The following is a 26624-nucleotide window of genomic DNA, read 5'->3' as shown; positions in this document are numbered from 1 at the left end:
GTTAGTAGTAGCTTCCAGTTGCCGCTCCGTCCGGGGCAAGCCCGGCGGAAGCACTCAACGTCGCGGTGAGAATGAAACCTGCGCAAACGAGAACTGATGCAATCCCAAAGATTTAGCGGTCCAGGCGTCGCCCCGCGCGTTTCGCCCCGCATGGACGCGCGGGGCGATGCCCAACGCGGTTAAACAGTCCAAAACTCTTCACGGCGTTAAGCGTTAAGTCTACATGGACATTTCCTGACAACGCGCCAGAAAACCCACCAATCCAATGGCACATCCAATTGCCGATCAGTTGCATGAACCTGGAATTGCAACAAATTTCATGGCATTTTCCTGCATCGATAGCACTAACGCAACAAAACCAGCTATTTTGACGACTTGTCAAATCTAAGCTTCCAACTACCGTTTCCCTATGACAGAAATCTCGGCCAAGCAAATTGAAATTCAGCATCGCACCAGGGATATCCTGTCCGCGGGCTATCAATTGCTTGCCGAAGATGGACTCGATGGCGTGAAGTTGGAACGGATTGCCAAGCTGGTCGGATGCACCCGAGGGACGTTGTACAACCATTTCAAGAACCGCGAAGAGATCTTGGTGGCGATGGCCCAGCGGGCGGTCGCGCGTCGGTTGAGTCTTTTTCATAAAGCGGTCGATGTAGCGACGACGTCCCGCGAGAAGATTGCGTCGATCTGCTTTGCGTCGATGGTTTACGCCGACGAAATGCCGCTCGCCTTTGCGATTGAACAAGCGATCCGCAACGAATCGATTTGGCAACGGACATCAAAATCACGACAAAACCTGTTTCGCGAAAACGAGATGGCGTGCATGAAATTGGCGGGCAGTTGTATCGACCAAGCCATCGCCGATCGTGACCTGCCGCTTCCGGCCGGCCTGACCGCCGAGCAGATGATCGAACGGGTTTGCTTTGGTCTTTGGTCGTTATCGTTTGGTGGTCTCATCATTGATCGCAGCAGTCCGTCGCTCGAAGAGATCGGCATCCGCGATGTCCGATCAACGATTCATCATAACTGCAATGCGCTACTGGATTCTTTCGGTTGGCAACCGATGTTTGATCCACTGGATTACCAAGCGTACCTACGCCGAGTGGGGCCAGTTTTGAAAGATCATGCAAACCAGCTATCCGGAAACACCGATGCGGATACGCCACCCCCCAAATCAAGAACAGCGATTCGCAGCGAGGCCGGAACATGAGCACCATGGAAGCTTTGGACAAAAAGCAGAAAAAACCACGCGAAACATCAGAGCCCGGTAAGCAAACCGGCCAGCAAACCGGTCAGCAAACCGGTTCGGTCGATCCGAGCGACGCAATCAAGCTTTCCGATCAATTAAAAAAGTCGCCGCGTGGCGAATTACGTTGGTGGTTGGTGATCTGTTTGATGCTTGTGCCGATCGGAATCGCGATGCTGGTTTTTATCTTGGTCAGTACGTCAAGCAAAGGCAAACCAGCCACTTCAACTGCATCGACGGCGGTCAATCGTGTTCGCGTTGGCGTCCAACAAGTCGGATCGATTGCTGCGCCGGATGTCGCGACACGATATCGCGGTCTGGTCGTTCCGCGACGCGAAAGTTCACTGTCTTTTCGCCGTAGCGGCCCCGTCGAAAATGTGATGGTTGACGCTGGCGACGCATTGAAAGCCGGCGATACGATCGCGGTGTTGGACACGTCGGACCTGATCGCACAAGCCGACCTAGCCGATAGCGAACAACGCGTTGCGAAGGCTCAATTTGACGAAGCGATCGCGGGGCCAAGGAAGCAAACGATCGCCGCAGCGGAAGCTCGCGTCGAACAATTAGAAGCTCAATTGATCGCGTCTCGAAACCGACTGAACCGGCGTCAACGACTCGTCAAGGCACGCGCCGCCAGCATCGAAGAACTGCAGGACGAACAACAGGCGACCGATCGTTTGACCGCGGCGACGAACGAGGCCGAGTCGCAATTGCAAGAACTGATCGAAGGTACTCGCAGTGAGCAAATCCAAGCCGCCAAGGCTCGGTTGGATATGTCGGCGGCCTCGCGGCGATTGATCGACGTGCAATTAAGCGACAGTCGCATCGTGGCTCCGTTTGACTGCGTGATTACCGAGCGTTTGATTGACGAAGGCAGCGTTGTCGGTCCAAACCAAGCCGTTGTATCGATCGCAGAACAACCGCCGCTGGAAGCAAATTTTGGCGTACCGGCGTCAACGGCATCGACGCTGAACATTGGCGACGAAGTGCAGATTTCTGTGGGTAAGAATGGTGATCGGCGACAAAGCGGGACCGTCGTGCGGATGCAACCTCGCGTTGATCCGATCACTCGGACACGCGAAATGGTGGTCGAGTTTGATACCGACGAAATTTCGTTGATCGGGCAACCTGCAACGCTTTGGTTGTCGGCGGATCGCTTGCGAGATCGTCAGGCGTTGGCTTCGACGGTCAAAAAAGATACTGAAGCCAATTTTTGGATTCCGTCGGGTTCGCTCGTTCGAGGTGTGCGCGGGTTGTGGGCAATCTACGCGGCTCGCCCAGATGAAACGAATGCGTCATCCGGTGCAACGAAGGGTTTTGATGCGACAGTGTCTTTGCTGGATGCCAAAATCATTAAAACCGCCGGGCCGATGTCGTTGGTGACGGTTAGCCTGAGTGCGGACGATTGGATCATCACTGACGGCGTGCATCGTGTTGCGCCCGGTGTGCATGTGACTGGAATCGTTCGATGAGGGGCCCAGCCGATAAGCCAAGCCTGATCCAGCAGTTTGCGGCCGGTTTTTTTCGCGACAAGCGATTGTTGACGATGGTGTTGGCGTTGATCGTCGTCGCGGGAATCAGCAGCCTGGCAATCCTGCCTCGGATGGAAGATCCCGTGCTAACGCCTCGCGTCGCCCTCGTCGTCACGCGTCTGCCCGGCGCGACGGCCGAACGAGTGGAATCGTTGGTGACTGAAAAGATCGAAGATTCGCTGCGCGACATCGAAGAAATCAAAGAGTTGCGTTCGACTAGTCGAGTTGGCGTTAGCACGATCAATATTGAACTTCGTGATGACATTTACGAGCCCGGCGTGGTCTGGGCCAGAGCACGGGGGAAGGTCGAAGATTCGATTTCTTTGCTTCCGCCGGAAGCCAGTCGTCCGCTGTTCGATGATCTCGTCACACGTGCCTACGCGCTGATCGTCGGTGTCGCTTGGGACGATCCCCGCAAACCGGATTACAGAGTTTTGCGTCGGTTGGCCACCGACTTGCAAGACAAATTGCAGAATATCGCTGGCACCGAGGTTGTTGATCGCTTTGGCGATCCGGGGGAAGAAATCGAGGTACGCATCGATCCGGTTCGCGCCGCGTCGATGGGGCTTTCCGCCGCGATGATCGCGCAGCGAGTTGAAAACTACGACGCCAAGGAAACTGCTGGGCAGCTTCGCGATCAACCGATGTCGATGCTGATCGAAGTCCAGAACCAACTGGACGCGGTTGAGGGCATCGCAAACATTCCGGTCGCCTCGCTTAATGGTAAAGATGTGCGATTGTCGGAAATCGGCGACGTGTCGTTGGGCGTTCCGAATCCAATGCCGCGATCAGCAAACTTGGATGGTAAGGAAGCAGTCGTGCTGGGCGTGCTGGTCCGCAACGACCAACGAATCGACGCTTGGACCGCCAAAGCGATGCCGGTTCTGGACGAATACGCGAAAACGTTGCCCGAAGGAATCGTCTTGGATCGCTTGCTGGTGCAAGGCGACTATGTCGAGGAACGTCTGGAAACGCTGAAAAACAATTTGCTGTTTGGGGCCACGGGCGTTGCGATCGTGATCTTCGTGATGATGGGTTGGCGCAGTGCTGTGATCGTGACGTTGACGTTGCCACTGGCCAGTTTGATGGTTCTATTTGGAATGCGTTTGATCGGTATTCCCATTCACCAAATGTCGGTGACCGGTTTGATCATTGCGTTCGGTTTGTTGATTGATAACGCGATTGTGGTGGTCGATGAAGTCAAAGGGCGACTGCGTGACGGTGCTTCGGCATCCGATGCAATGGTGGGCAGTGTCAAGCATTTGGCGGTGCCTCTATTCGGATCAACGTTGACGACTGCATTTGCTTTTGCACCGATCGCGTTGATGCCCGGTGGTGGTGGCGAGTTCGTCGGTGCGATCGCCATCAGTGTGATCATGGCCATCTTTGCATCTTTCATTTTGGCGTTGACCGTGATCCCGACGATGGCGTCGATGTTGGTCAGCGGTCGGTTTGAACAGGATGAAAACGAAGTTCAGAAACGGCCTAGCTTTTTGATTCGTTTTTTCCGAGATGGACTATCGATCCCTTGGTTGTCGGCATGGTTCAAACGGTTTGTGCGAACCTGCTTGACGCATCCCAGCCTGGGCGTGGTGACTGGAATCTCGTTCCCAATCCTGGGATTTGTCCTTGCAGGATCGCTGAAAGAACAGTTTTTCCCGCCGACCGATCGAAATCAATTTCATGTCCAAGTCGATTTGCCAATCACCGCTGCGATCGGTGAAACGCGACAGACCGCTGATGCAATCGGCGATGTGATTCGTGAAGCCGGTGCAGCTCGCGTCGATTGGTTCTTTGGTGCTTCGGCACCCGCGTTCTATTACAACGTCAACGGCGATCGACGCGGCCAACCCAATTTTGCTCAGGCAATCGTGACGATGGACGAAGGAGTCAATCCGAAACCCATCATTCGTCAGCTACAGACCGAACTTGACGACGCATTCGTCAAGCCACGCATTCTGGTTCGCCAACTGGAACAGGGGCCACCGTTTGAAGCGCCCGTGGAAGTCCGCATCTTCGGGCCTGATTTGCGACAGTTACGGACCCTGGGTGATGAAGTTCGGCAACGATTAACCAACCATCCCGACGTGGTCGCCGTCCGCAGCGATTTAAGCGAAGTCTTGCCGCAGTTGTCATTCAACGTGGACGAATCGATGGCGGCTTCGGCAGGCATCACTCCTGCGGAAGTGGCGATGCAGTTGGCAACGACGCTGGAAGGAGCTCGCGGCGGAAAGGTTTTGCAGGACAACGAGGAATTGCCGGTCGTCGTTCGCGTCGGCGATGCAGAGCGAAGCAGTTTGACGCGAATCGAAACGCTTGACTTGATATTGGATGGCACCGACGCAAGGGGTCTGCCACGAATGACGCCGGTTTCTGCAATTTCGTCGATTGACTTACTGCCTGAATCGGCGGCCATTCCGCGTTTGGATCGTAAACGAATGAACGAGATTTCTGTCTACATCAAATCGGGTGTGCTGCCCAGCGTCGTGCAATCTTTCATCGAAGAATCATTGGAAACAAAGCCGTTGGATTTAGGTTCAGGTTATAGCCTCGCGTTCGGTGGCGAAGCAGCTAAGCGAGACGATTCGGTGGGTAATTTGTTGTCCACCGTTGGGTTGTTATTGGTGATGATGGTGGCGACGTTGGTGTTGTCGTTTGGTTCGTTCCGGATGGCGGCGATCATCGGTTTGGTTGGGTTCTTATCGATGGGATTGGCAATGTTGTCGTTAGCAATTGGGGGATACCCGTTCGGTTTCATTGCGATCATTAGCACGATGGGTTTACTGGGCGTAGCGATCAACGATTCGATTGTCGTGCTGGCCGGCATCCGAACCAATGCCGATGCGTGCAAGGGCAACATCGAAGCCGCGGTTGACGAAGTCATGCACGCTTCGCGACACGTGATCTCAACCACAATCACAACGATCGCCGGTTTTGCACCACTGATTGTCAGCGGTGGCGAATTCTGGCCACCGCTAGCCGTCGCAATGAGCGGCGGCGTGCTGGGTGCTTCGTTGTTGGCACTGGTCTTGGTGCCAAGTTTGCATCAATGGCTAATCGCCTCGCGAGTGCAGAAACCAAGTCTCATCAGCCGAATTCAAAACGCGTTCCAAGCGGTCCTGTGGAAGCAACCCGTCGGAATTTAGTGTTCACAGATTTCGATCTTGGTGGCAACGGCACATATCTCTGACCACCAACATGTAGGCCGTAGCGAGCCATAGCGAGTTACGGCAATTTGCGCAACGCCGTAACTCGCTATGGCTCGCTACGGCCTACTTTCAAAGATCACGAAAGGATCGCGAAAGAACCCCTGCTAGGCTTCCAGTACAACCCGATAGCGAGCTTTGCCCGATTCAAGTCGCTCCATCGCTTCGTCGATGTCGGACATTGGATACTTTTCGATCATCGGTTTGATGGCGTGACGCGAACAGAAGTCCATCATTTGTCGCGCCGGCACGATCCCGCCGGTCGGTGATGCGCCGATCGATTTTTCGCCCATGATCAAGGGAAAGACGGTTGCCTTGATCGATTCAGCGGCCCCAACAAGATGCAGTTTACCACCGGGTTTTAGCGTCGCGACATAAGCGTCCCAAGGAAGGTCCGCGTTCACCGTGACGATCACCATGTCGAACTGATTGGCTGCCGACGCAAGAGCTTGTTCGTCTCGCGAGTTCAGAAATTCGTGAGCTCCCATCGACTTTGCTTCGTCTTCTTTGTCAGGCGATGTCGAGAACGCGGTGACGTGACATCCCCACGACTTGGCGAACTGCAACGCCATGTGCCCAAGTCCACCGATTCCGACAACGGCAATGCGATCGGTTGGCCGAATGTTATTTTCGATCAAGGGAGCGAACACGGTTAGCCCGCCACAGAAAAGTGGTCCGCAATCGACCAGTTCGACATTTTCGGGAACCGGAATCACCCATTCGGATTGCGCGCGAACGCGATCCGCAAACCCGCCATGCCGTCCGACGATCGTGCCTTGAGCCTCGGCGCAGCGGTTGTGATAACCCGACAGACATTGGTTGCAGTGCATGCACGAACGGGCGGTCCAGCCCACACCGACACGCTGCCCTAAATTCAAATGCTCGACATCAACGCCCGTTGCAACGACTTTTCCAGCAATTTCATGACCACCGACAAACGGATACTCCGTTAGCTGCCAATCGTTTTTCTTCATGCTCAGATCGCTGTGGCAAATCCCGCAATACTCGACCGCGATCTCGACTTCGTCGGGATGCAAATCACCCGGGTCGTATTCGATTTTTTCAAATTTAGATTCGGGTGAACTGGCGGCGTAGGCTGTGATCATGGCTTATCGTTTCATTTAAAAAGAGGACAGTTTGTTCGACACTTCGTTTGTTATTCGGTGGTTTTATTCGGTGGTTGTAGGTGCGAGGCCGTTTGGCAATGAATGAACCACGGATGGCCTTCGCAGAACCACGTATTTTTGCGGCGGTCAAAAACTCGATCGGGGAAACGGTTTTAATCTTGGCTGCCGTATTTTTGGCTGCCGTATTTTTGGCTGACAGGGTATCCAACATCCGTGGTTCTGCGACAGCCATTCGTGGCTCGCATCCGACGCGCATGCTGGCTGGATCGGTTTCTTCCTCCGTTTTCTATTCCGAATTATCAGCGAATTTCGTACCGTTCGCGACGTATACCATCACTCAGGCTGCATTGAGGTCAATTGCAGGCGTTCGCCAAGGGCGGCGAATTGATTAACATCTTGCAAGCCTGTCCACCGTGTACATTTAACGGCCGCTAGTCGCTTTTCATCCGCGATCGCAAATTCTCCTGATCTGATCGAACATTATGCGTCTTGAATTTGAAACCACTGACTCATTTAATAATCAGTTACGAAACATGACCCGCACTCCCATAATTCTTTGCCTTTCCTTCCTGTTTGTTGCATTCGCTGGTGACTCAGCATTGGCGGCTGGTGGTGGAGCCCCCGCGGCGTCGCCTGTCGTCAGTGCCGCGGTGCAGGCTTTCGACACCAATGGCGACGGACAAATCGATGGTGCCGAATTTAGTGAGATGCCCGAAGCGTTTCGAGATCTTGACCGGGATGGTGATGGGCAGCTTTCCAGTGAAGACTTGGGCAGCGGTGGTGGCAGCTACGACCCAAAGGATTTGTTCCTCTGCGTGATGTACGCGTTGATTGCGTTGCTGTTTTCTTCGTTGTGTTCGGTAGCCGAAGCGGTCTTGTTAAGTATTTCGCCATCGTATGTCGCCAACCTAGAAAAAGCGGGAAAGTCCAGCGCTGCGAAAGTGAAGAGCGTGAAGTCCAACGTCGATCGATCACTGGCCGCGATTTTGACACTGAACACGATCGCGCACACGATCGGTTCGGGCGGTGCGGGGGCTTACGCGGCGAAGTACTGGGGTGACGGTGCTGTTGGAATCGCGATGATCATTCTGACGCTGTTGATCCTGTTTGTTTCGGAGATTATCCCCAAGACCATCGGAGCACTCTACTGGCGAACACTCGCGCCAGTATCGGCGAGCTTTATCAAGTTCCTGAATTTCATTTTGTATCCGTTCATCTTTGTGTCGGAGTTGATCACGAAATGGTTGGCCGGTGGTCACAGTCACCACGGGTTTAATCGTGACGAGTTCGCGGCGCTTGCGGGCATCGGTGCCGCAGGCGGGCACCTGGACGAAAAGGAATCACAGATTCTGCAAAACCTGTTTCGATTTCCTGACCTGTGCGTGGAAGACATCATGACGCCCAGCACGGTCGTGTTTGCACTGCAGGAAAACATGACTGCCCACGAAGTGTTGCAAAAGCACGAAAAGATCCACTTCTCAAGAATCCCGATCTACTCTGAAAATCGCGACAACATCACCGGCTTCGTTTTGAAGAACGAGTTGTTGATGGACGACATTCGCAACAACGGTGAAACACAATTGAAGGACTTCACGAAGCGAAAACTCAACGCGATCCTCGACAAAACTCGCGTAAGCGAGGTGCTGGAGAAACTGCTGGACAATCGCGAACACATTTTGATTGTCGTCGATGAGCACGGCGGACTTGAGGGCGTTGTGACCCTGGAAGACGTTGTCGAAACCCTGATCGGAATCGAGATCGTTGACGAGGCTGACATCAACGTCAATATGCGAAAGGTGGCACGTGAAAAATGGGGTCGCCGCATGAAAGCCCGCGGGATCGACGTCAATCAAACCACGACGAAAGAAACGCCAGAATCATAGGTCGCGATTCGCTTTACTGCCCATGTTTTTCAACCCCATGTTTCGTCAAAGACTTCTTCGCGGAAGCCTACGGTGACTTTGTCATCGCCCAGGCAGATTGGGCGTTTGACAAGATAGCCATTCCCGGCCAGCAACTTCAGCGCATCCGCCGTAGGCATACCGGGTAACTTGTCCTTCATGTTGAGTTCCCGGTATTGGCCGCCCGATTTGTTGAACAGGTCCTTGGTCTGATAACCGGCCGCCAACGCTTGTTTCAGTTCGACTTGTTTGGGTGGTTGCTCGGTGATATCGATGAAATCGTAAGCAACGCATTTTTCATCGAGCCACTTCATCGCCTTCCGGCAAGTTCCACATTTCTTGTAACCGTACATTTTCATCGCGACTGCCTTTGTGATGATCTTTGTGATGATCTCTGTGATGATCGAGGTGCGTTGGGTCGGCCGGTCTCACGGGACGCACTTCCAGTGACGACGTTGCTGTTGATCGCGTTCGCCGATTCCGCCGGAAGTTTTCTTGCGTGAAGTGCCGCTGTTCAGCTAAGCATTGAATCCACAAATCGACTGATCCTAAAAATTGCGGAATTCAAAACGGCTTGCATCGGGAACAGATTAGATACAGTCAGCGAAAAAAGAAACGCCAGCAACCGTGATCGATGCTGGCTTCCGAAACATACTCGCCGGATCAAGCGGCAAGCGAAAAGAAGCGTGAACGAGGCGCGGTGTTTGCATGTGTTGATCTGGATCTGTGATCGCCACAGGCGTTCTGTGGTGGTCATTGCAGTTCCACTTCAAAGGAGTATCGAATGTTGAAACGAATTTTCACGACCACCTTGCTTGCGATTGGTTGCTGTTTGATCGCTGATCAATTAGAAGCGTCCGCTGGTTGGGGGCATCACCGCCATCACTGCGATTATGCCGCGGTTGTGCCCGTGTATTCTTTGCGTCCAGCGTATCATCGCACGCCGTATTACCGGACTCCGTACCGTGCCCCGGCGCTGCGATATCGAGCGCCAGTTCCGGTTGGCATCGGCATCGGGTCGCCGTATCGAAGTATGTATCGGTTGCCCTATCGTGGTTACGGCTACAACCTGGGTGGCTACCACCGCGGAATTTATGGACTGGGTAATTTCGGCTGGTAAATGCCCATTGAGCTGAATGAACTGACAAAAAAACCGGTGGTGTGCTGGATTGCAGCAACACCACCGGCAGGCGGCTTCGACAAGCGAAAGTCGCTTCTGTCAACTCAGCGAATTAGTTATCGCGTTTGTTGTCACGTTCCGACTTGCTCTTCGGCTTTTGACGCTTGATCTTCTTCGTCTGATTATGCGACGTGACTTCGTCAGCCATCATCACTTGCTTGTCCTTGACCTGCACGACACGTCCGGTCGTTTTAATTTGGTCGCCCTGGCGTACCTTCAGCGACTTGAGGTTTTTCACAGGACCGAGATCGACAACGCGGGTTACGGTGCGATCGCTGTTGGGTTTCTTCATGTCGATCAACACGACCAAGTTCTCGATCGTCGTGCCAGGAATCTTCACCTTCTTGCTGGCGCGGACTTGGCCTTCGCCGGTTAGCGATTCGCTGGACTGCTTGGATCCATTGGCCCTTTCGTTGGAATCAGACTGCTGGTCTTGGTTCCGATTTTGGTTCTTGGAATTCTTTTTTCTGCTATCGTTTTGCGACTGGCTTTGTTTCGACTTGCTGTCGCTCTGCTGCGCCGAAGCTGTTGTCGGGCAATAGGCAAACAACATGGCAAAAGCCAACGCTGCGGTCACGGTAATTTGTTTCAACATGGTTAAATTCTCGCTTAAATTTAGGGGTCAGATTAGATGATTATCTAAATCGGTGTGAACGTCTTTCGATCACATCGGTTTAGATCAGATCGTAGTCGTACGCTTCGGCGTAGTCGTAATCATCTTCGTAGTAGTCGTAGTCATAGTCGTCGTCGTAGTATCCGTCGTCGTACCAGTCGTAGTCGTCGCCGTACGAGTCATAGAACCAGTCGTCGTCAGCGTAGCCATCGTCGTAGTACGAAGCTTCGTAGTAGCTGTCGTCGTCTTCGTACTCCCATTCATAGTCGCTGCCGTTGAACCAGTCCGACGGGTCATACCACTCTTCTTCTTCCAAGTAGTAATCGCCCATCGCAGTGTTCATCAACGTGGGAGCTTGCAGCAGCGCGACGGCCGCGAACATGGCACAGAAGGCTTTCCAGAATTTTGACGTCATCGTATTGCACCTCAGAGATACAGGGATCGGCAGACAAAGTGAGCGGTGAACTTTTCCGCATCAGAAAACTTTGCCTGCGAGTTGTGGCAGAGCTTCTGCAAGAGACATGCCAATGAGGCGACGTTGATGGAACAGAAACGCATTAGACGTCTCGATCAATTTCCGTCCGGGCTTACGGCTCGTCGATTTATTCAAATAGTCATTGCGTTTCGTTTAACAGTCAGCCGAAGGCGTACTCGAAGGGTGGGTAGTACGCCTTCGGCTGACTGTTAAACGATCAAATCGACAGCCTGCAAGCCCGGCGGAAGCAGTCACCATCGCGATGAGAATGAAACCTGCGCAAACAATAACTCCACAACCACAAACTCTTAGCGTCCCAGGCTAACGCCAAAACGGCCAAGAAACTGTTTGGAAACGTAGCTGATCCCGCCAGGGTTCAGTCCACGATTGGATTTGGCTCGACTGAACCCTGGCGGGATCATCTACGGGCAGGTCTTCGGCAACCTGCGAGGTCGGTTTAAAACAGTTTCGAATGCGCTCGAACGTTGGACGAATCACGATTACACGCATTCAAAGGAACGCTGTCCAGTTTGCAACGAGCGGTTATCGATCGTCGCCGTATCGATCCTTAGACAAACGTCATCACGCCAAGCAGTCCCAAATAGATGACGATAATGCCGACGGATTCAAAACCGATCCCCGCCACTCCGCTTTTCTCGCGGTACAACAAACCGCCCAACAGAAGCGAGGTCATCGCGATCGTTGCGGCGATCAACGTCATCTCGCTTGGACCGGATGAACTTGTTGCGGTTGCGGCGGCGTGATAGATCGATCCGTCGCGGTAGGCAATGTCGGACACCGCGGCGAACAGCGTGTCAAAACAGTTTCCGCCGACGATCCCGCCAACTGCCAGCGTTAACGCTCCGCGACGAACGGCGGCAATCGACGTCACCAATTCGGGCAGCGACGTCGCGACGGCGGTCATGAACGCACCGGCAGCCGACTCGCCGAGCCAATCGTGATGATCGACCATTGCGGAAACAGAACGCGTGACGACGATGCCGCACACTACGACGATCAACGCGAACCCTGCAAAGCGAAGCCACAATCCCCAATCTTGCGACGCCGGCGTTTGTTTTTCGTCCGGTTGGTCGGTTCGCGTGCGATCTGTCGAACGTGGCTGCCACATGGGATATTCCTTGGCTCGCTTGACCATCACCAATCCGGCAAAGTAAATCACGAACATCAATGGCGATACCGGATGGATACCGAAAAAGGCGATCGCAGGGGTCGCCATCGTGATCAATAACAGCGACAAGATGAACACCAACAACACTGCTTGCAGCATGTTGGCCAAACTAGCTGCCGCGTGTTCCAAATTCGCTTTGCGATAAGTCAAGTCGGCGATGGCCAGGAACATCGTTTGTGCGGCAATGCCGCCGATCGCGTTGGACAATGCCATTTGAGGTTTGCCATCCACCGCGGCAGTGACCGACGCGGTGATGCCCGGCAGACTCGTCGCCGCTCCCAGCAACGTGGCTCCCACGATCGCTTCACCCCATCCGGTGCGATCGGCCAACCGGTCGGCCACCGCCGTCATCCGACTGCCAACCGCGGCGATCACGACGGCAGAAATTGCGAACAAGCACCAGGCGGTAATGATGGACAACGGTTGACTTCCTTTGGATGAATCATCGGCGAACCAGACTTCCCACGAATCGCGGCTGCGGTCGACCAGGCAACATGCGATCGATGAAGCACCTTTTGTGCCGTTTGATCGCCCCCGAAAAGGCCCCCGAAATGAACCCCGAAATGGCCCCGTGGGTGGCCCAGCAATTAGTCCAGCGCTTGGCACAGTGATTGCAAAGTTAAACGACCAGTTGAAAACACTGCTTCGAGGAACGAATCCACTTTTAAAGGAGACCCCAACAGATGAGTAGCCACCAAAATTGCATTGATGCTTGCCAAGAATGCGCGATCGCGTGTGAGCGATGTCTCAGCGCAATGATTGACATGGATAGTAACAACGATTGCCCACACTGTTGTCGTGAGTGCATTGACATCTGCCTGCTCTGTTCGCAAGCGATGGCACGGGACAGTCGGTTCGCGGAAGCGATCTGCAAGCTTTGTGCGGATGTTTGCCAATGGTGCGCCGAGCAATGTGAAGCTCACGAGCATGACCATTGCCAAGCTTGTGCCAAAGCATGTCGCGAGTGCGTTGAAACCTGCCACAGCATGGCGGCATAACGGGAGGAACCGCTGAAGCAGTGCAGCAAGACGGCAGTGCAGCAAGACGATTGCGCAGCAAGACGATTGCTTGGGCCATTAGTATTCCGCGTCACCTCAATTTTCGGGTAGCGGAACTCGCCAAGAGTTTCGGCTACGAGGGGGGACGCCGAAAGTCTACGCGACTTCCGCTACCTCCTAACCGAAGATTGAGCTGACATGGGCCACTAGTAATTCGCTGTCATCACACTACCGCTGTCGACACGATAGTTGCTGCCGTTAACAAAACTGGCCCGCTCACTGCACAACAGGGCGATGACCGATGCAACTTCCTCGGGTCTGCCGCGTCGGTTCGCGGTAATCCCGGGACGTTCTTCCTCCAAAAACGTCTCCACCGCTTCATCAACGTCAACATTATTCTTGTCGGCACGCTGCTGCATCATCCCGTCGGTCATCGGCGTCTTGATGAACGCGGGAGCTACGGAATTGATCAGCACGTTGTGCTCGCCTTCGGCTTTGGACAGGCTCTTGACGAAGCATTCCAACGAGGCTTTTGCGCAGTTGTAAACCGCTTCTTCGACGTACGGCTGCACCGCGTTTTCGCTGGTGATAAAAACGCATCGTCCCCAGTTCCCTTTCCGCATCGCCGGCACCGCGACTCGGCACATTCGGACGGCCGTGAAAAAGTCGATCTCCCAGGCTTCTTGCCAAGCTTGGTCGGTCACTTCCAGTGGATGACCTTTTTGACCCGTTATTCCCGCCGTGTGAACGAGGATGTCACAACCACCAAGGTCATCGGTCGCCTTTTCGATCACTCGCTGGCAATCAGATTGGCTGGTCAAGTCGGCTTCAATCGATTGATAGTCACTGAGTTGTTCTTCAACGTTCGACCAATCCGTTTCGGGCTGGTCGGTCAGCAGCAAGCGTGCTCCCTCATCAGCCAAGACCTTGGCGGTTTCTAGTCCGATCCCGGTGGAGGCACCAGTGATGATTGCGACTCGGTTTTGTATTTTTAGATCCATGGGAACACGTCGTAAGAGTTGTGAAGTTTGAAGCGGTTTGCACCGCGGTTAGCAAGCAATTCGCGTGCCCTTCGGAATGCCTTTTCCTTGACGGCCTACCGACGTAATGGCAACAGCATGCATGTAGAACGGAATCGATTCCGATAAAGAATTGTCCTGAAACAACTTCCGCATTCTTGTTAAACCGCACGGGCATCGCCCAACGCGTCTTGCGGTCCCGAACGCGCGGGGCGATGCCCACGCGGTTAAACAATTTAGAATCCCTTCGCGGCGCTGGGCGATATCCCAATGGGACTTTCGTTAGCCCCGGATGGGGCGACAGCACGGTGCCGTGGGTCTTGACCCACGGAATCAAACGCAGCAAAAAACGAAGCCCCGGCTGGGGCGAAAGCGATCAGACTTTGGCTTGATTGCCCCTCCGAGACGTCGCATGAATGGCTGCACGATAAGCCTGGAGGACCGGCAGTTCCCTGCCGAGTGCGCGCCAGCGTGTCGTTAATCGACAGGCCAGCAGCAATCAAATCGATGTCCCCCCGGCAACGCCGTCTTATCGAAGCGTTGTTAAGAAGTTGGTCGGCTCATCCATGTCAGAGCGTCAATGGCGCGACGTTTGCAAGCAGGATCTGCTGTTAACCGACGTCCAACAAGATGGATGGAACAACTTCAACAAAAGGATTCGCTCATGGAAACCTACTCAACCTCTGCGCCGCGTTACGACGAACTGCGAGATGCAAGCTCATGCAACTCCAGCACGGGCTGTCGCAACGTCGGTCACAACGAACAACTCGGTTCGATTCTTGCCGGCGGTGGCTTGCTGGCGTATGGCTTGATGCCCAACGCGAAACTGCGGCTGGTCAGTTTGCTGGCCGGCGCTTCGCTGATTTACCGCGGCGTCAGCGGTCAGTGTGAACTCTACAAACGCATGGGCATTGATACGACTGCCGAGCAAACACCAGGGGTCGATCACGGTCGTGGACGCAAGGTCGTTTCCGCGGTCCATATCAACCGCGATCCACGCGACCTGTACGGTTTGTGGAGGAATCTGCAGAACCTACCCAACGTGATGAGTCACTTGGAATCGGTCACGCCGCTGGACGATCAGCGATCACGTTGGGTTGCGAAAGGGCCGTTGGGTCAGTCCTTGCAATGGGACGCCGAAATTATTTCCGATCAACCCGGTCAGCTTCTCGCTTGGCAATCGCTTCCCGGTGCGGACGTCGACAATGCGGGTTCGGTTCGTTTTGAACAACCATCGTCCGGCGAAGGCACCGTCTTGCGAGTCACGATCAAGTACGACCCACCGGGCGGTTGGCCGGTTGCCAAGCTGGCCAACTTGCTGGGGCAAGGATTACAGCAGGAAGTCGACGAAGACCTGCGTCGATTCAAACAATTGATGGAAACCGGAGAAACCGCAACCGCCGCAATCAATGGAGCCCAACGATGAAAGCGATCACATGGCAAGGTAAAGAAGACGTTCGAGTCGAAAACGTTCCCGACCCGAGCATCGTCAATCCGAAAGACTGCATCATCCGAGTGACATCGACCGCGATTTGCGGAAGTGATTTGCACTTGTACGCGGGGCGGATTCCAGCGATGCAGCCGGGTGACGTTTTGGGTCACGAGTTCATGGGCGAAGTCGTCGAGGTGGGTTCCGCCGTGGAACACACTCGCGTCGGCGACCGTGTGGTGATTCCGTTCACGATCGCGTGCGGCAATTGTTTTTTCTGTCAAAAAGATTTGACGTCGCTTTGTGACAACACCAACCCGGACGCGGCAAAGCTTGAGAAGATGTACGGCTACGCGGGTTCCGGACTGTTTGGCTATTCGCATCTGTATGGCGGCTACGCGGGCGGCCAAGCCGAATACGTTCGCGTTCCGTTTGCCGATGTGGGGCCATTGAAAGTGCCCGAAGGAATGAGTGACGAGCAGGCGTTGTTTCTGTCGGACATTTTCCCGACCGGTTACATGGCGGCTGACAATTGCGACATCCAAGAAGGCGACACGGTTGCCGTTTGGGGCTGTGGTCCCGTCGGGCAGTTTGCGATCTGGAGTGCCGTCAAGCTCGGTGCGGGACAAGTGATCGCGATTGATCGCTTCCCCGAACGTTTGCGACTCGCCAGCACCCACGATCGGGTGAAGACGCTGAATTATGAAAACGTTGACGTCTTTGAAACGCTCAAGCATCTCACCGGAGGCCGCGGACCGGACGCTTGCATTGATGCCGTCGGCAGCGAGGCGCATGGAACGTCGCTCGATCATTGGTACGACTTGGTGGCCAACAAATTGATGCTGGAAACGGATCGAGGCCATGTGCTGCGACAAGTCATTCGTAGCTGTCGCAAGGGAGGCACGGTTTCTATGCCCGGTGTGTACGGTGGGTTCTTGGACAAGGTGCCGATCGGGGCCGCGTTCGGTAAAGGCTTGCAGTTTCGCATGGGCCAAACCCACGTCCATCGCTATTTGCCGAAGTTGCTGTCGCACATTCAAGATGGCGAAATTGATCCGACGTACTTGATCACGCATCGCATGGATCTGGCCGATGCACCGGAGATGTACCGAACGTTCCAGGACAAACAGGACGAATGTGTGAAGGTGGTTTTGACGACTCAATCGCTCTCACGCAAGTCGTCGGATGTCACGAACACCGCCGCCACCCTCAACGCTTAGGAAAAATCCGATGTCTCAAGTTCATATTCAATTTCGTCATCAAGCGTTTTCGCGTGACGCGGGAATGCGAACCAACGACGATGCCGCTCGGACCAACGTGGATAGCACTCGCACCGGCGTGCTGACCGACGAATATGAATCATCGTCGGATCAGGTTCCGTTGTTGGTGGAAGACGTTTCGGGTCGGGTCTACCGGGCGGCTGACCTGCCGTTGGGTACCGAGATCGTGATTCCCGAAGCGGCGGAACGTCACGCCGACTTGGTCGATCGAGCCAAGCGGTCTGGGTTTCAGATCCGCTAGCCAATCTACGCAGGTCCTTTCATCGTTTACAATCAGCACTTATGACAGCCAACGCGTGACGGAATAACAAACCTCAATGATGCCAATCGATCTATTCGTTGCCACGGTTGTCATGATGGGGTTGTCCGCATCGGCCGGTTTGTTCACAAGTTTCGTTGCCTATTCGTCGAAAGGCCAGCGAACGATTCTTGGTTTGGCGATCGCGACATTGGCGATGGTCTATTTCTTGTTCTACGGATCAGGTCAATTGTTTTGGGCTAGGTTCGTGACGGACTCCGCCGCAATCGTGTACACGAACTTCGCGGCCATCTTTGCGGCGATGGCTGCTGGTTGGGCTTGGCGGTTGCCCAAAACACCGGCTTGGCGACGATCGATGTTGACGATTTTGTTGGCGATCGGCTCGCTTGCCGCAATTTTCTGGCCGTTTTTATCGATCGCCATTCGCCCGCCGCCAAAAGGTGGTGACGATTGGCAAAGCGGTGTCGCGATGCAAACCTCTTGGGCGACATGCAGCCCCGCCGCTGCGGCAACGCTTCTGCGAGCCGAAGGAATCGACGTCAGCGAATCCGAGATGATCCCGCTTTGTTTAACCGATTCAAGCGGCACGCCGACGTTGGGGTTGTACCGAGGAATCAAGATCGTTGCCAATCGAAACAATCGACCGGTGGCCGTCATCAATGAAACGCTTGACGAACTGATTTCGGCCGACGACTGGCCCGTCTTGTTGGCCGTTGAATTACCATTTGGAACCGATGATACCCGCTACGCGACGCAGTGGGGCTGGATACCGGGAATGGGGCACAGTGTCGTTGCTTTGGGCAAAACGCCCGACGGACTCGGCCTGATGATTGGCGATCCATCGGTCGGTCTGGAGGCTTGGTCGATGGCCGACATGCAAGTCCTGTGGCACGGCGACGGGATTCGACTTGATTGATTTAGGAATCAATCCGCTTACGGTTTGCGGAGCTTGAACATCGCTACAGTTCTTCATCCACAAAGATGACGTGCTGGAAATAGTTTTGCGATTCAAAACTTGCACCCAAGGCACCGATCAAGATCCCGAGTGAACTGCAAAAGCAACTCATCAGCCATCGGCTAGCCAGCCCTACATTGTCGGCATTTAGGTCGCCCGACGTCGCCCAACTTGCGATCAGGTTGGAGGAAAAAAGCATGGTTGCGACCCACATGCCGGCCACGGCCAGACACACCCAAGTGGTCGCCATCCCGAACGCAACGATCAGAACCGCTGACAATGCTGTCACCACATTCTGTTCGCTTCGATTGCGGCGACGCCGAATCAATAGTTGCTGCCTGACAGCAACAAATCCGGTTGTTGCAATCGCCACAAACACGCCCAGTAGACTGACGGACAGCTTGCTTTGCGAAAGTGCTAGATCCCATGCTTCAGCCGTCATCAGCAAAATTAATAACGTTGACACCGAACCAATCGTCAGCCCAGACAATCGGCGCGGGAACTGCCACGGACGAGCGGCGTAGACGGCTTCGATGATCTCCAGCCGATTGATCCACGACGCTCGAATTATAAATGTCAGTCGGTTGCCAACGTCCCCGTTTTGTTCTTCCAAACGCTGATCCGCCGTTTCGACTAAAGCACGCTGAATCTTCGACTGTTCCGCCTGACTAAACACGGCAGGCGAATCAAGATGCCCGACCTCGGTTGGCCGTGCCATCACGCGGTCACCGCCGTCGACTTGTGGCAAGCCCGAAAGGTGGCCGATTGCGTGCAACATCAACCGCGTCAAACGCATCGTCAGTCGTTCGATCCGCTGCGAGGCAGCGCTGGTCTGGTCGCTGGCCTGCGGATCGATGAGCGAAGTTGAAAACACGGCGGCATCGAGCGGGCGACTCAATGCGGCGAAGCATGACGACGATGAATACCTGCCAACCAATTCGGCTGCTGTCACAACGTAAGCAAAATCCCAGCCTTTGACATCGCGTTCTTCCTGAGCCTGTCGCAACAATACGCTTGGTTCAACTCGCGCGTCCGAAACCAATTCTCGCCGCTGCGTCTGGACAAACTGAAACGTCAATCCAGCGGTTGCAAAGGTGCTTTGCAGCGTCGATCGGGCGGCGTCAATCGCGTTTTTCAACGCCTGCTGGTCAACCGCGTCAATCTCGCCGGCAACGACAATGCCGATTTCGATCAGCAGCACTGGATGATGCACTGTATTACCCATCATGCGAACCGATTACCAATTCCATGCATGATTCGGCGACCGTGGGATCGATGCCTTGAAGCTGCATTGGATTATCAGACGGCAGCCAGTGTGATGCGGCGGCTTTTCGCGAACTCTGCGAATCATTGCTTCAGAAAGCTCATGGGCTAGGATCGTTGGATGTCGTATGTCTTGGTGTCTTCTCAATGACTGTCGATGCAACCTTCGTGCCACAGGTTCACCGTCGCTAAGTCGTTTAACCGCGTGGGCATCGCCCCGCGCGTCCGGGGCCGCACGACAAGCCACCGACAAGCCACCGAAAAGCGATCCCGTTGCGATCGTCATCGCAAAGTCAGACGACGACATCTTCGAATCTTCGAGAAACTTCGCAGGCCAGCGATGCGGGTATGAATCAGAATGCCCGCGTAAACGACAAACGCCGTCAACAGGATCATTCCGAACTGTGCGGCTGACGCGGCGATCCATTTTTCAATCATGACGTGGCGATGACTCTTTTGCTGTGAAGGGACTTGTCGCTGCGTCCGCTGCGTTCGGATCCGTTGATTGCGCGTGCTTGATCGACGCAAAGACGTAGAACGCTGGATAGGCGAGCGATACGCAAACGAACCACATGGGCGTGCGTGGGTAATCCCAGAGCAAAATCGCTGCCAAGCATGCTGTCCAAATCAATCCACCCACAAAGACAGGCATTTTCCATCGCCTTGGAGCCAAGTTGGGATACAGAACCCAGACCGGGGAAACGGTCAGCACCGTCAACACCCATAGTGTGGTTGCCGTTAACCAGGGACTGATTTGGGTGCTGAATACGCCAGCATAGATCGCGTACAGATTCCAATAGGACGGAAAGCCGCGAAACACGCCGCGTGATTCGTCTTTGGCATGTCGATGTGCAAACCCAAGCAGGCTGGCGACCATGGCAAACGTCACCGTGAACCCACATCCAGCGGCCATCCAATCCATTCGCCAGATCAGCATCAACGGAATGAAGGCGAATGTCAGGTAGTCGAGCAAGTCGTCGATCACACGCCCGTCAATGCTGCCCGCGTTCTGCTTGACATCAAACCGCCGAGCGAGCGGTCCATCGACGGCGTCAATCAAGGTTGCAAGCAGTAGGTACGCAAACACGATTCGCGGATCGCAATCGGGCTGAACCAGCTCGCGGACCGCCAGCGCCGCCGGGATGACACCGGACGCGGTCAACAGGTGAACGAGATAGGCGGGGTTCATGTTCGCGTTAAACACTTTTCTGATGGAACCACAGAGTCACAGAGGAGCACAGAGTTTCCACTTCCTAGAAAACTCTCTGTGTCCCTCTGTGGCTCTGTAGTAAATTCTCACACGTCGTTTCAAACAAAAAACCTCGCCGGGGTTACCGGCGAGGTTGCGTGAAGTCAGAAGTTTGGACTTACCTATTGGAAGTTTCAAACAAACGAGTAGGTTCTTCGCCGATGACTTCGCTCTGCAGCATCTTGCTGGTCAAGGCTGCTTCAAAGCGAGCGTTGCCGGTTCCCGTTGGCTTGGCCGTCACGGTGTACTCGGCACGATCGCCAGGTTGCATCGACTTGATCGGCTCGAAGGTGATCCTGCTGCCGTCGTTATTGACTTCGGTCGGTCCATCGGCCGAATCGAACTTCAAGTTGTTGGGCAATTGAGCGACCAACTGGACGTTTTGGTCCGGCGCGTCGCCTTCGTTCCAAACGTTGATCGTGTACTGGACTTTCGATCCGTTTCTAACCGGATCTTCGTCGTCGATCACAGCCAATTGCAACGCTGGTAAGCGAACGACCTTTGCAGTCGCCATGGCCATCGCTGTCGCCCTTGCAGTTGACTTCGTTTGATCCTCAGCAGCATCGACGGTGCAAACGTAGCGAGCTTCGATCTTGGTCGGCAACTTGTCCAAGTTGTCGGTGCGGATCGCGTAGGTGAACTGGGCCGATTGGCCAGCTTCCAAACGCTCAATCACGAATGAATCGCTTTGCATTTGGACCTGCTGGCTGTTGCTGCCGCTGCTATCCTGTTTCGACGAATCTTGCTTCTTTGCCATCGTTGGTTCGCCTTGCGAGTTCGATGATTCCGATTGCGATTGATCGGACGAGGTCGATTTCATCAATCGATAGTTGCCCATGTCGACAAGGTTGGAATTGCTGGGCCAATTCACACTCACGTTCACCAAATCTGCGGCGACGTTACCCGTATTGGTGATGGTGGCTGTGAATTGTGCCATGTCGTCACCGTAAATTCGCGATGGCCCATTGACCTTGGCGATCAAATCGGCGGCGATCACTTTGGTGGTCGTTTTCTTGCTGCGGCTATTCAATTCGCTGTTCTCAGCTTTGGCCATCGCACGACTGCTGAAATCACCAGGCTTCTGTGCGTAAACCCGGGCAACGAATTCGCGTGATTCGCCAGCGGCTAAGCCATCGACGGGGAATGACAACTCACTGCTGCCTTCGATCGTCGCTAGGCCTTCACCCAGCGAGTCGGTCACGGTGAAATTACCAACGTCACCGCTGCCACCGTTTTTGACCTTGTAAAACAGCTCGATGACGTTGCATAGGTTGGCCTTCTTAGGCGCGGTCTTGGTCAGCTCGAGTTGTGGTTTGACGATTTGGCTGGTCAAGCACATCGCGGGTGTGTAACTGGCAATCTGCAAACAGCTTCTCAGTTCGCCCTCTTCGTCGGCCGAGGCATGGACGACAAAGGTGCGGCTTTCGCCAGGGCCAAGCTGCTTGATGATCATCGAGTCTTTGGACTTGCCTTTCGATTGCGACTGGTCGCTACCCGATTGCTTTTCGCTGGTCGAATTATTTTTGCTTTTGCTTTCTTGCTGTGAAGATTGATTTTGGTCTTCGCCGCAATCTTCACAATTCCCTGACTTGCCCTGCATCGAAACCGATTCGATGATGAACCCCTTCGCCTTGCTTTGTTTCAATTTGACGTTGTGGAGAACAACGTTGTCCGAAGCGTTGATGACTTCGACGTTATAGGTGAATGATTCGCCAACGCGAGCTTGCTCGGGCATGGCGGCTTTGATCATCAGCAATCCGTCGCCGGTTTGCATGCTGTCGTCTGCGCCGGCGTGACCGAATCCACTGGCGACGGCAACGATGGCTGTGCAAGCGATCGCCCGCAGCGTTCCTCGCAATGAAGGCAGCGTGCCTCGCAATGAAGAATGAATGGTTCGTAACATGATCGTGTCCTGTTCTGGTGTGAGGGGTGAAGATGGCGAACAAGTCGTTCGCTCGATGTCCAATGACAATGGAAAGCAATGGGCGTGCCAAAATATCTCAAACCTCTCCAGCTAAACCGCTTTCGCAATTGGTTCGTCTTCTTTCACCGGCTCGCACTCTTGCCCGGGGCGACACGGGTCTTCACCGAGCACAACGGCAAGCGGGTACGTTGCGTCGAAACAAGAACACACTTCCCGCATCACGATTAACAAAGGCACCGATAACAGAATGCCAGGCAGTCCCCACATGAATCCCCAAAAGGCGACAGCAACTAACACGACCAATGATCCGACTTTCAATGTCTTGCCAAGAATGGTTGGCGTCACAAACTGACCTTCGACCGCGGTGGTTAGCCAAAACGCTGCCGCAATCATCAACGCACGCCAAAACGAATCGAACACGCTGCCCGCTGCAACAAAAACGATCAACGTGCCGCCGATCGGACCAATGTACGGAACGAAGTTCAATAGAGTTGCCATCACGCCCCAAAGATAAGGTGTCGGCATTCCGACCAACCACATCACAATCGTGATCGCAACGCCCAACCCAATGTTGATCATCGTAATTTGACCAAGATATCGACCGACGTTGTCTTGAATATCGCCGATGGCTGCCAACACTTCGCTGCGTTTTTTCTCGTCAGGCATCACCGTCAGGACTCGATTCAAAACGTCGTCGCCGCCGCATAGCATGAAGAATGTCAGTACGCCAATCGCTCCGATAAATGCCAGCAGATGACCGGTTTGATTAATCAAGTAAGACGGATTGATCAGACTTGGTTTTTCGACGGCCACAGTCATGTTTCGGGCAGGCAGGCCACTAACCGGCGCGGTGGCTCGATCCAATTGGTCGCCGGCCCGATCGACCGTCGTCAGCGGCTCGGCAACCTGGGTCACTTTCTGACGCAAACGAAGAACGCTTTCGGGTGCCTCAGCGAGCCATGTCTGTAACGGACTGTAAAGCACGGTTGCGATGACGGCGATGATCGAAAAGAGGCCGATGATGATGACCGCCGCGGCCGGTGTTTGGCCAAGCCCAAGGTGACAGAGTTTGGCAACGACGGGCCGCAGCGTTAAATAGGCAATCAACGCGATCGCAAGCGGTATCCAAAGACTGCTGGCAACATACAAAAGCCCAAGCAACAAGATGATGGCGATGCAAATAATCCACGGTGACGTTGCCCGCCCGTCTGATTGCTGGTTTGCGGAAACTAGATTTCGAGAGGAACGGATCTCGTAGCGATCGAGCCTGGACGGAGGCGAATTGGCAGGAGGTGAATTGGCAGGAGGTGAATTGGCAGGCGACATCATGCGTCTCCCAAAAGGCTTCGGACCTGGACCTTGCCGCCAAAACCGTCGAACCGTTTGTCGTGTTCATCCATCATCCTCTCCCTAAGCTCGAGTTTTCTTTCGTTAGGAACGTGCGACTTTTTATAGTGGCCCGCTCGTTCTTTAAATTGGAACTGCCACAAAACAAATTCCGCATTTGGCGAAATCCTTCGTAGCTGGGCCCGCCAGGGTTCAGTCGGGTGCAGCGAATGATCAACTGAACCCTGGCGGGCCCAGCTACGGGACAACCGAAGAATGATTTCGGGACAGTTCCCAAGTGCGGCGAACGCGGGTCGCATGGGTTGCGAAGTAACGCAAACGCTGTTCCGGCGCGGTGTTTGCAATCGTTGGCCACTCGAAGGCGTCGTCTTTGAAGACGTCGTCTTTGAAGACGTCGTTTTTGATCTGCGGCAAATTTTGCTCAGTTCAGCGACAGACGCCCGACATCGCACGCCTTCCTTTGAATCCTATTGTCAAAATGCATTGAGTTACGGATGAAACCCACCATCGAAGTCCTGTTACTCCTGCCGCTGTTAGCATTGGTGCTAGGATCGCTGTTGAACCTCAGTTCACATCCGCACTGGTTCATTCGCGGCTGGGATTTCCCGCGGGTCCAGATCATCATGATTGGTTGGTTTCTGACCGGCGGGTTCGCCCTTTGGTGCTATTTCGCAGGCCCTCCCAGCCTTGTTGGAAAATGGTGGTTCATCATTCCTGCGACTGCGTTGACACTTTGGCATGGGTTCCGGATCGTTCCCTACACGCCGGTTTTTCCTCGCCAGGCCAAGTCGACCGCTGCGGTCGATCAACATCACCATCGCGCCGATCCCCGGACCATCCGTGTGGTGGTTTCCAACGTTGAAGAAGAAAATGACCAATTTGCTCGATGGAGAAACACGGTCACTGACGCCAATCCGGACATCCTGGTCGTTTTGGAAGCAGATCAGCGATGGGTCCAAGCTGCCAATCCACTTTTTGATCGTTATCCGTATCGCGTTCTTTATCCACAAGACAACTGGTACGGAATGATGATGTTGTCGCGATTGCCGATCGTGGATCACGACATTCGATTTTTGGTTCAGGATGACATTCCGTCGATTGACGCCATGGTCCAGTTGGACGACTGCGAAACGATTCGGTTCGTGGCCGTTCACCCTCGCCCGCCCGAACCATGGCGAGGCAATAACGCGACGGCTCGCGACGCCGAGTTGACCATTTGGGGACAGGAACTCGCCGACGTGACCGGCCCGACGATCATCGGCGGCGACTTGAACGACGTTGCTTGGTCGGCAACGACGCGTCTGTTCTTGCGAACGAGCGGAATGCTGGACCCGCGTCGCGGCCGAGGATTCTTCAACACCTTCCACGCCGACCACTGGTTCCTCCGATACCCGCTCGATCACATTTTCCATTCGCCACACTTCACAGTCAGTGAAATTCATCGTTTGCCCAACATCGGCTCAGATCATTTTCCGATGTTGATTGATTTGCGACTAGAACCGTGGCAGAAAGATGAACACACCGTCTTGGAAGAAAAGGCGGGCGACGAAGAAGAGGTCGACATTCGCGTCGAGCGGGCGCGGGAGAACAAGAAAAACAACGGTGATGCAGTCCAGCGGGAGCCAGAGAATGCAATCCGCGACTGGTAAGCGTTCCTCGAACAAGCTCATCCTCATTCCCGGTTTTATGTCGCCCGCCTGGATGTTGTATCCAATGCAACAATACCTCAAACGCGATTTCGATACCGTGGTGCGTTGGGATTACCCGAGGATCTTTAGCGACCTGGACATCGTCACCGACTCGCTCGCGAAACTGCTTGACAGTAGCAATTGCAAGAGTAGTGGCGAGAGTAATAGCGAGAGAAATGGCGAGCGAGTTTCTATCGTCGCTCATAGTTTTGGCGACTGGATCACGCGATCGGCGCTGCAAAAGACTCGTCATCAAAACTTTGGTGCATTGGTCTCTGTCTGCCCGGTAACCACGGCGGTGCCCATCGTGCGGCACACTCGGTCGCTGTCAGCAAAACTGACCTGTGAATTGGCCGTGATGGCGTCGGCTGATCGCGCAGAGGTGTCGATTCCCGACCACATCCACATCAAACGGTCGATCGTTTGGGTCAAAGGCGAGATACTCGTTCAAGAAAAATCGCACGATCCCCGAGTCGCCCGTCAACGCCATGTCTGGGCATTCCATAATTCGGTTCTGTTCCAACGCAACGGCTGGCAAGTCATCCGCGAAGAACTGCAGGCCAACCTTTTTCAGTGAACTTTCTCAGGAACTGTCCCGAAATAACTTCCCGGTTTTCTCGTAGCTGGGCCCGCCAGGGTTCAGTCCATCAGGAGCTCTACCCGACGCCGTGAAGAGTTTCTAAATCGTTTAACCGCGTGGGCATCGCCCCGCGCGTTGTGCTGGCCCGAACGCGCGGGGCGATG

At 54.4% G+C, this 26624-nt stretch carries 25 protein-coding genes; 14 read left to right on the top strand and 11 right to left on the bottom strand.

Translation table 11 applies throughout. The annotated features are described in order from the left end of the window. Positions 1-409: 409 nt before the first annotated feature. Genes RC85_RS17375 through RC85_RS17365 form a run of 3 tightly spaced genes read left to right on the top strand, consistent with a single transcriptional unit; the run spans position 410 to position 5924 of the window. The gene (locus RC85_RS17375; protein ID WP_068265105.1) at positions 410-1210 is read left to right on the top strand and encodes a TetR/AcrR family transcriptional regulator; all 801 of its coding nucleotides are present in this window, start codon (positions 410-412) and stop codon (positions 1208-1210) included. Further along, entirely contained in the window at positions 1207-2718 is a 1512-nt protein-coding gene (locus tag RC85_RS17370) for an efflux RND transporter periplasmic adaptor subunit (RefSeq protein ID WP_068265103.1), read from the top strand. The genes RC85_RS17375 and RC85_RS17370 overlap by 4 nt, the downstream gene beginning before the upstream one ends. Beyond that, the gene (locus RC85_RS17365) at positions 2715-5924 is read left to right on the top strand and encodes an efflux RND transporter permease subunit (RefSeq protein WP_068265101.1); all 3210 of its coding nucleotides are present in this window, start codon (positions 2715-2717) and stop codon (positions 5922-5924) included. The genes RC85_RS17370 and RC85_RS17365 overlap by 4 nt, the downstream gene beginning before the upstream one ends. 167 nt (positions 5925-6091) lie before the next feature. Here the strand turns inward: RC85_RS17365 and ahr are convergent, their stop codons facing one another. Further along, positions 6092-7090, bottom strand: a complete 999-nt coding sequence (ahr, locus tag RC85_RS17360; protein WP_068265100.1) for an NADPH-dependent aldehyde reductase Ahr — start codon at positions 7088-7090, stop codon at positions 6092-6094. A gap of 113 nt (positions 7091-7203) precedes the next feature. On the opposite strand from ahr, the gene RC85_RS17355 reads away from it, so the two are divergent. Together RC85_RS17355 and RC85_RS17350 are read left to right on the top strand one after the other, a co-directional pair. Continuing rightward, a complete protein-coding gene (locus RC85_RS17355) occupies positions 7204-7503 on the top strand; it encodes a hypothetical protein (protein ID WP_068265099.1) in 300 nt (99 codons plus the stop codon). Between the two features lie 141 nt (positions 7504-7644). Beyond that, the gene (locus RC85_RS17350; protein ID WP_160148069.1) at positions 7645-8994 is read left to right on the top strand and encodes a CNNM domain-containing protein; all 1350 of its coding nucleotides are present in this window, start codon (positions 7645-7647) and stop codon (positions 8992-8994) included. A gap of 29 nt (positions 8995-9023) precedes the next feature. Here the strand turns inward: RC85_RS17350 and RC85_RS17345 are convergent, their stop codons facing one another. Further along, complete coding sequence (locus RC85_RS17345; protein WP_068265098.1) at positions 9024-9371, bottom strand: Spx/MgsR family RNA polymerase-binding regulatory protein; 348 nt, start codon at positions 9369-9371, stop codon at positions 9024-9026. 425 nt (positions 9372-9796) lie between these two features. Here RC85_RS17345 and RC85_RS17340 point away from each other — a divergent pair, with 425 nt between their 5' ends. Further along, positions 9797-10132, top strand: coding sequence for a hypothetical protein (locus RC85_RS17340; protein ID WP_068265096.1), 336 nt, complete (start codon positions 9797-9799; stop codon positions 10130-10132). Positions 10133-10244: 112 nt separating this feature from the next. Here the strand turns inward: RC85_RS17340 and RC85_RS17335 are convergent, their stop codons facing one another. From RC85_RS17335 to RC85_RS17320, 3 genes are all read right to left on the bottom strand, one after another. Next, on the bottom strand, positions 10245-10787 hold the full coding sequence (locus tag RC85_RS17335) for a hypothetical protein (RefSeq protein ID WP_068265094.1): 543 nt from the start codon (positions 10785-10787) through the stop codon (positions 10245-10247). A 79-nt stretch (positions 10788-10866) separates the two neighbouring features. Then, entirely contained in the window at positions 10867-11220 is a 354-nt protein-coding gene (locus tag RC85_RS17330) for a hypothetical protein (RefSeq protein ID WP_157593955.1), read from the bottom strand. Positions 11221-11848: 628 nt separating this feature from the next. Then, complete coding sequence (locus RC85_RS17320) at positions 11849-12889, bottom strand: sodium:calcium antiporter (RefSeq protein WP_068265113.1); 1041 nt, start codon at positions 12887-12889, stop codon at positions 11849-11851. Between the two features lie 263 nt (positions 12890-13152). On the opposite strand from RC85_RS17320, the gene RC85_RS29045 reads away from it, so the two are divergent. Then, on the top strand, positions 13153-13467 hold the full coding sequence (locus tag RC85_RS29045) for a four-helix bundle copper-binding protein (protein ID WP_084422777.1): 315 nt from the start codon (positions 13153-13155) through the stop codon (positions 13465-13467). 206 nt (positions 13468-13673) lie between these two features. Here RC85_RS29045 and RC85_RS17310 read toward each other — a convergent pair whose 3' ends face one another. Beyond that, positions 13674-14468 (bottom strand): SDR family NAD(P)-dependent oxidoreductase, encoded by a 795-nt coding sequence (locus tag RC85_RS17310; protein WP_068265086.1) that lies wholly within the window; start codon positions 14466-14468, stop codon positions 13674-13676. A 682-nt stretch (positions 14469-15150) separates the two neighbouring features. Between RC85_RS17310 and RC85_RS17300 the strand changes: the two genes are divergently transcribed. The 4 genes from RC85_RS17300 to RC85_RS17285 all read left to right on the top strand — a co-directional run bounded on the left by RC85_RS17300 (position 15151) and on the right by RC85_RS17285 (position 18370). Then, a complete protein-coding gene (locus tag RC85_RS17300; protein ID WP_084422779.1) occupies positions 15151-15912 on the top strand; it encodes an SRPBCC family protein in 762 nt (253 codons plus the stop codon). Further along, entirely contained in the window at positions 15909-17135 is a 1227-nt protein-coding gene (locus RC85_RS17295; RefSeq protein WP_068265083.1) for a zinc-dependent alcohol dehydrogenase, read from the top strand. The genes RC85_RS17300 and RC85_RS17295 overlap by 4 nt, the downstream gene beginning before the upstream one ends. 10 nt (positions 17136-17145) lie before the next feature. Continuing rightward, the gene (locus RC85_RS17290) at positions 17146-17436 is read left to right on the top strand and encodes a hypothetical protein (RefSeq protein ID WP_068265082.1); all 291 of its coding nucleotides are present in this window, start codon (positions 17146-17148) and stop codon (positions 17434-17436) included. A gap of 76 nt (positions 17437-17512) precedes the next feature. Then, positions 17513-18370 (top strand): cysteine peptidase family C39 domain-containing protein, encoded by an 858-nt coding sequence (locus tag RC85_RS17285; RefSeq protein WP_200836745.1) that lies wholly within the window; start codon positions 17513-17515, stop codon positions 18368-18370. 43 nt (positions 18371-18413) lie between these two features. On the opposite strand, the gene RC85_RS17280 is transcribed toward RC85_RS17285, so the two are convergent. The 5 genes from RC85_RS17280 to RC85_RS17265 all read right to left on the bottom strand — a co-directional run bounded on the left by RC85_RS17280 (position 18414) and on the right by RC85_RS17265 (position 24171). Next, positions 18414-19637, bottom strand: coding sequence for a hypothetical protein (locus RC85_RS17280; RefSeq protein ID WP_084422776.1), 1224 nt, complete (start codon positions 19635-19637; stop codon positions 18414-18416). A gap of 317 nt (positions 19638-19954) precedes the next feature. After that, positions 19955-20110, bottom strand: a complete 156-nt coding sequence (locus tag RC85_RS27545) for a hypothetical protein (protein WP_160148068.1) — start codon at positions 20108-20110, stop codon at positions 19955-19957. After that, positions 20103-20861, bottom strand: a complete 759-nt coding sequence (locus tag RC85_RS17275) for a CDP-alcohol phosphatidyltransferase family protein (protein ID WP_235033187.1) — start codon at positions 20859-20861, stop codon at positions 20103-20105. The genes RC85_RS27545 and RC85_RS17275 overlap by 8 nt, the downstream gene beginning before the upstream one ends. A 178-nt stretch (positions 20862-21039) precedes the next feature. Beyond that, positions 21040-22824: a COG1361 family protein gene (locus tag RC85_RS17270; protein ID WP_084422775.1), complete on the bottom strand. Its 1785-nt coding sequence runs from the start codon at positions 22822-22824 to the stop codon at positions 21040-21042. Positions 22825-22935: 111 nt separating this feature from the next. Then, complete coding sequence (locus RC85_RS17265) at positions 22936-24171, bottom strand: AI-2E family transporter (RefSeq protein WP_238383146.1); 1236 nt, start codon at positions 24169-24171, stop codon at positions 22936-22938. 276 nt (positions 24172-24447) lie between these two features. Between RC85_RS17265 and RC85_RS17255 the strand changes: the two genes are divergently transcribed. From RC85_RS17255 to RC85_RS17245, 3 genes are read left to right on the top strand one after another with little or no spacing between them, the layout of a single operon-like run. Beyond that, a complete protein-coding gene (locus RC85_RS17255; protein ID WP_149752626.1) occupies positions 24448-24690 on the top strand; it encodes a hypothetical protein in 243 nt (80 codons plus the stop codon). After that, on the top strand, positions 24687-25841 hold the full coding sequence (locus RC85_RS17250) for an endonuclease/exonuclease/phosphatase family protein (protein WP_068265077.1): 1155 nt from the start codon (positions 24687-24689) through the stop codon (positions 25839-25841). The genes RC85_RS17255 and RC85_RS17250 overlap by 4 nt, the downstream gene beginning before the upstream one ends. Continuing rightward, on the top strand, positions 25822-26457 hold the full coding sequence (locus RC85_RS17245; RefSeq protein ID WP_149752625.1) for an esterase/lipase family protein: 636 nt from the start codon (positions 25822-25824) through the stop codon (positions 26455-26457). The genes RC85_RS17250 and RC85_RS17245 overlap by 20 nt, the downstream gene beginning before the upstream one ends. The last annotated feature ends 167 nt before the right edge of the window (positions 26458-26624 follow it).

Origin of the sequence: Rubripirellula obstinata (assembly GCF_001642955.1) — a bacterium.
Lineage (GTDB): Bacteria > Planctomycetota > Planctomycetia > Pirellulales > Pirellulaceae > Rubripirellula > Rubripirellula obstinata.
This window is presented reverse-complemented; position numbering and strand designations above follow the sequence as displayed.

What these genes read in the sequence shown, in the direction of transcription:
- RC85_RS17350 (WP_160148069.1), top strand. Translation starts at nt 7,645, where the DNA reads ATGACCCGCACTCCCATAATTCTTTGCCTTTCCTTCCTGTTTGTTGCA.
- RC85_RS17270 (WP_084422775.1), bottom strand. Translation starts at nt 22,824, where the DNA reads ATGTTACGAACCATTCATTCTTCATTGCGAGGCACGCTGCCTTCATTG.
- RC85_RS17330 (WP_157593955.1), bottom strand. Translation starts at nt 11,220, where the DNA reads ATGACGTCAAAATTCTGGAAAGCCTTCTGTGCCATGTTCGCGGCCGTC.
- RC85_RS17365 (WP_068265101.1), top strand. Translation starts at nt 2,715, where the DNA reads ATGAGGGGCCCAGCCGATAAGCCAAGCCTGATCCAGCAGTTTGCGGCC.
- RC85_RS17295 (WP_068265083.1), top strand. Translation starts at nt 15,909, where the DNA reads ATGAAAGCGATCACATGGCAAGGTAAAGAAGACGTTCGAGTCGAAAAC.
- RC85_RS17250 (WP_068265077.1), top strand. Translation starts at nt 24,687, where the DNA reads ATGAAACCCACCATCGAAGTCCTGTTACTCCTGCCGCTGTTAGCATTG.
- RC85_RS17245 (WP_149752625.1), top strand. Translation starts at nt 25,822, where the DNA reads ATGCAATCCGCGACTGGTAAGCGTTCCTCGAACAAGCTCATCCTCATT.
- RC85_RS27545 (WP_160148068.1), bottom strand. Translation starts at nt 20,110, where the DNA reads ATGATTGAAAAATGGATCGCCGCGTCAGCCGCACAGTTCGGAATGATC.
- RC85_RS17355 (WP_068265099.1), top strand. Translation starts at nt 7,204, where the DNA reads ATGGCCTTCGCAGAACCACGTATTTTTGCGGCGGTCAAAAACTCGATC.
- RC85_RS17280 (WP_084422776.1), bottom strand. Translation starts at nt 19,637, where the DNA reads ATGATGGGTAATACAGTGCATCATCCAGTGCTGCTGATCGAAATCGGC.
- RC85_RS17265 (WP_238383146.1), bottom strand. Translation starts at nt 24,171, where the DNA reads ATGTCGCCTGCCAATTCACCTCCTGCCAATTCACCTCCTGCCAATTCG.
- RC85_RS17345 (WP_068265098.1), bottom strand. Translation starts at nt 9,371, where the DNA reads ATGAAAATGTACGGTTACAAGAAATGTGGAACTTGCCGGAAGGCGATG.
- RC85_RS29045 (WP_084422777.1), top strand. Translation starts at nt 13,153, where the DNA reads ATGAGTAGCCACCAAAATTGCATTGATGCTTGCCAAGAATGCGCGATC.
- RC85_RS17375 (WP_068265105.1), top strand. Translation starts at nt 410, where the DNA reads ATGACAGAAATCTCGGCCAAGCAAATTGAAATTCAGCATCGCACCAGG.
- RC85_RS17370 (WP_068265103.1), top strand. Translation starts at nt 1,207, where the DNA reads ATGAGCACCATGGAAGCTTTGGACAAAAAGCAGAAAAAACCACGCGAA.
- RC85_RS17335 (WP_068265094.1), bottom strand. Translation starts at nt 10,787, where the DNA reads ATGTTGAAACAAATTACCGTGACCGCAGCGTTGGCTTTTGCCATGTTG.
- ahr (WP_068265100.1), bottom strand. Translation starts at nt 7,090, where the DNA reads ATGATCACAGCCTACGCCGCCAGTTCACCCGAATCTAAATTTGAAAAA.
- RC85_RS17290 (WP_068265082.1), top strand. Translation starts at nt 17,146, where the DNA reads ATGTCTCAAGTTCATATTCAATTTCGTCATCAAGCGTTTTCGCGTGAC.
- RC85_RS17340 (WP_068265096.1), top strand. Translation starts at nt 9,797, where the DNA reads ATGTTGAAACGAATTTTCACGACCACCTTGCTTGCGATTGGTTGCTGT.
- RC85_RS17255 (WP_149752626.1), top strand. Translation starts at nt 24,448, where the DNA reads ATGATTTCGGGACAGTTCCCAAGTGCGGCGAACGCGGGTCGCATGGGT.
- RC85_RS17285 (WP_200836745.1), top strand. Translation starts at nt 17,513, where the DNA reads ATGATGCCAATCGATCTATTCGTTGCCACGGTTGTCATGATGGGGTTG.
- RC85_RS17275 (WP_235033187.1), bottom strand. Translation starts at nt 20,861, where the DNA reads ATGAACCCCGCCTATCTCGTTCACCTGTTGACCGCGTCCGGTGTCATC.
- RC85_RS17310 (WP_068265086.1), bottom strand. Translation starts at nt 14,468, where the DNA reads ATGGATCTAAAAATACAAAACCGAGTCGCAATCATCACTGGTGCCTCC.
- RC85_RS17300 (WP_084422779.1), top strand. Translation starts at nt 15,151, where the DNA reads ATGGAAACCTACTCAACCTCTGCGCCGCGTTACGACGAACTGCGAGAT.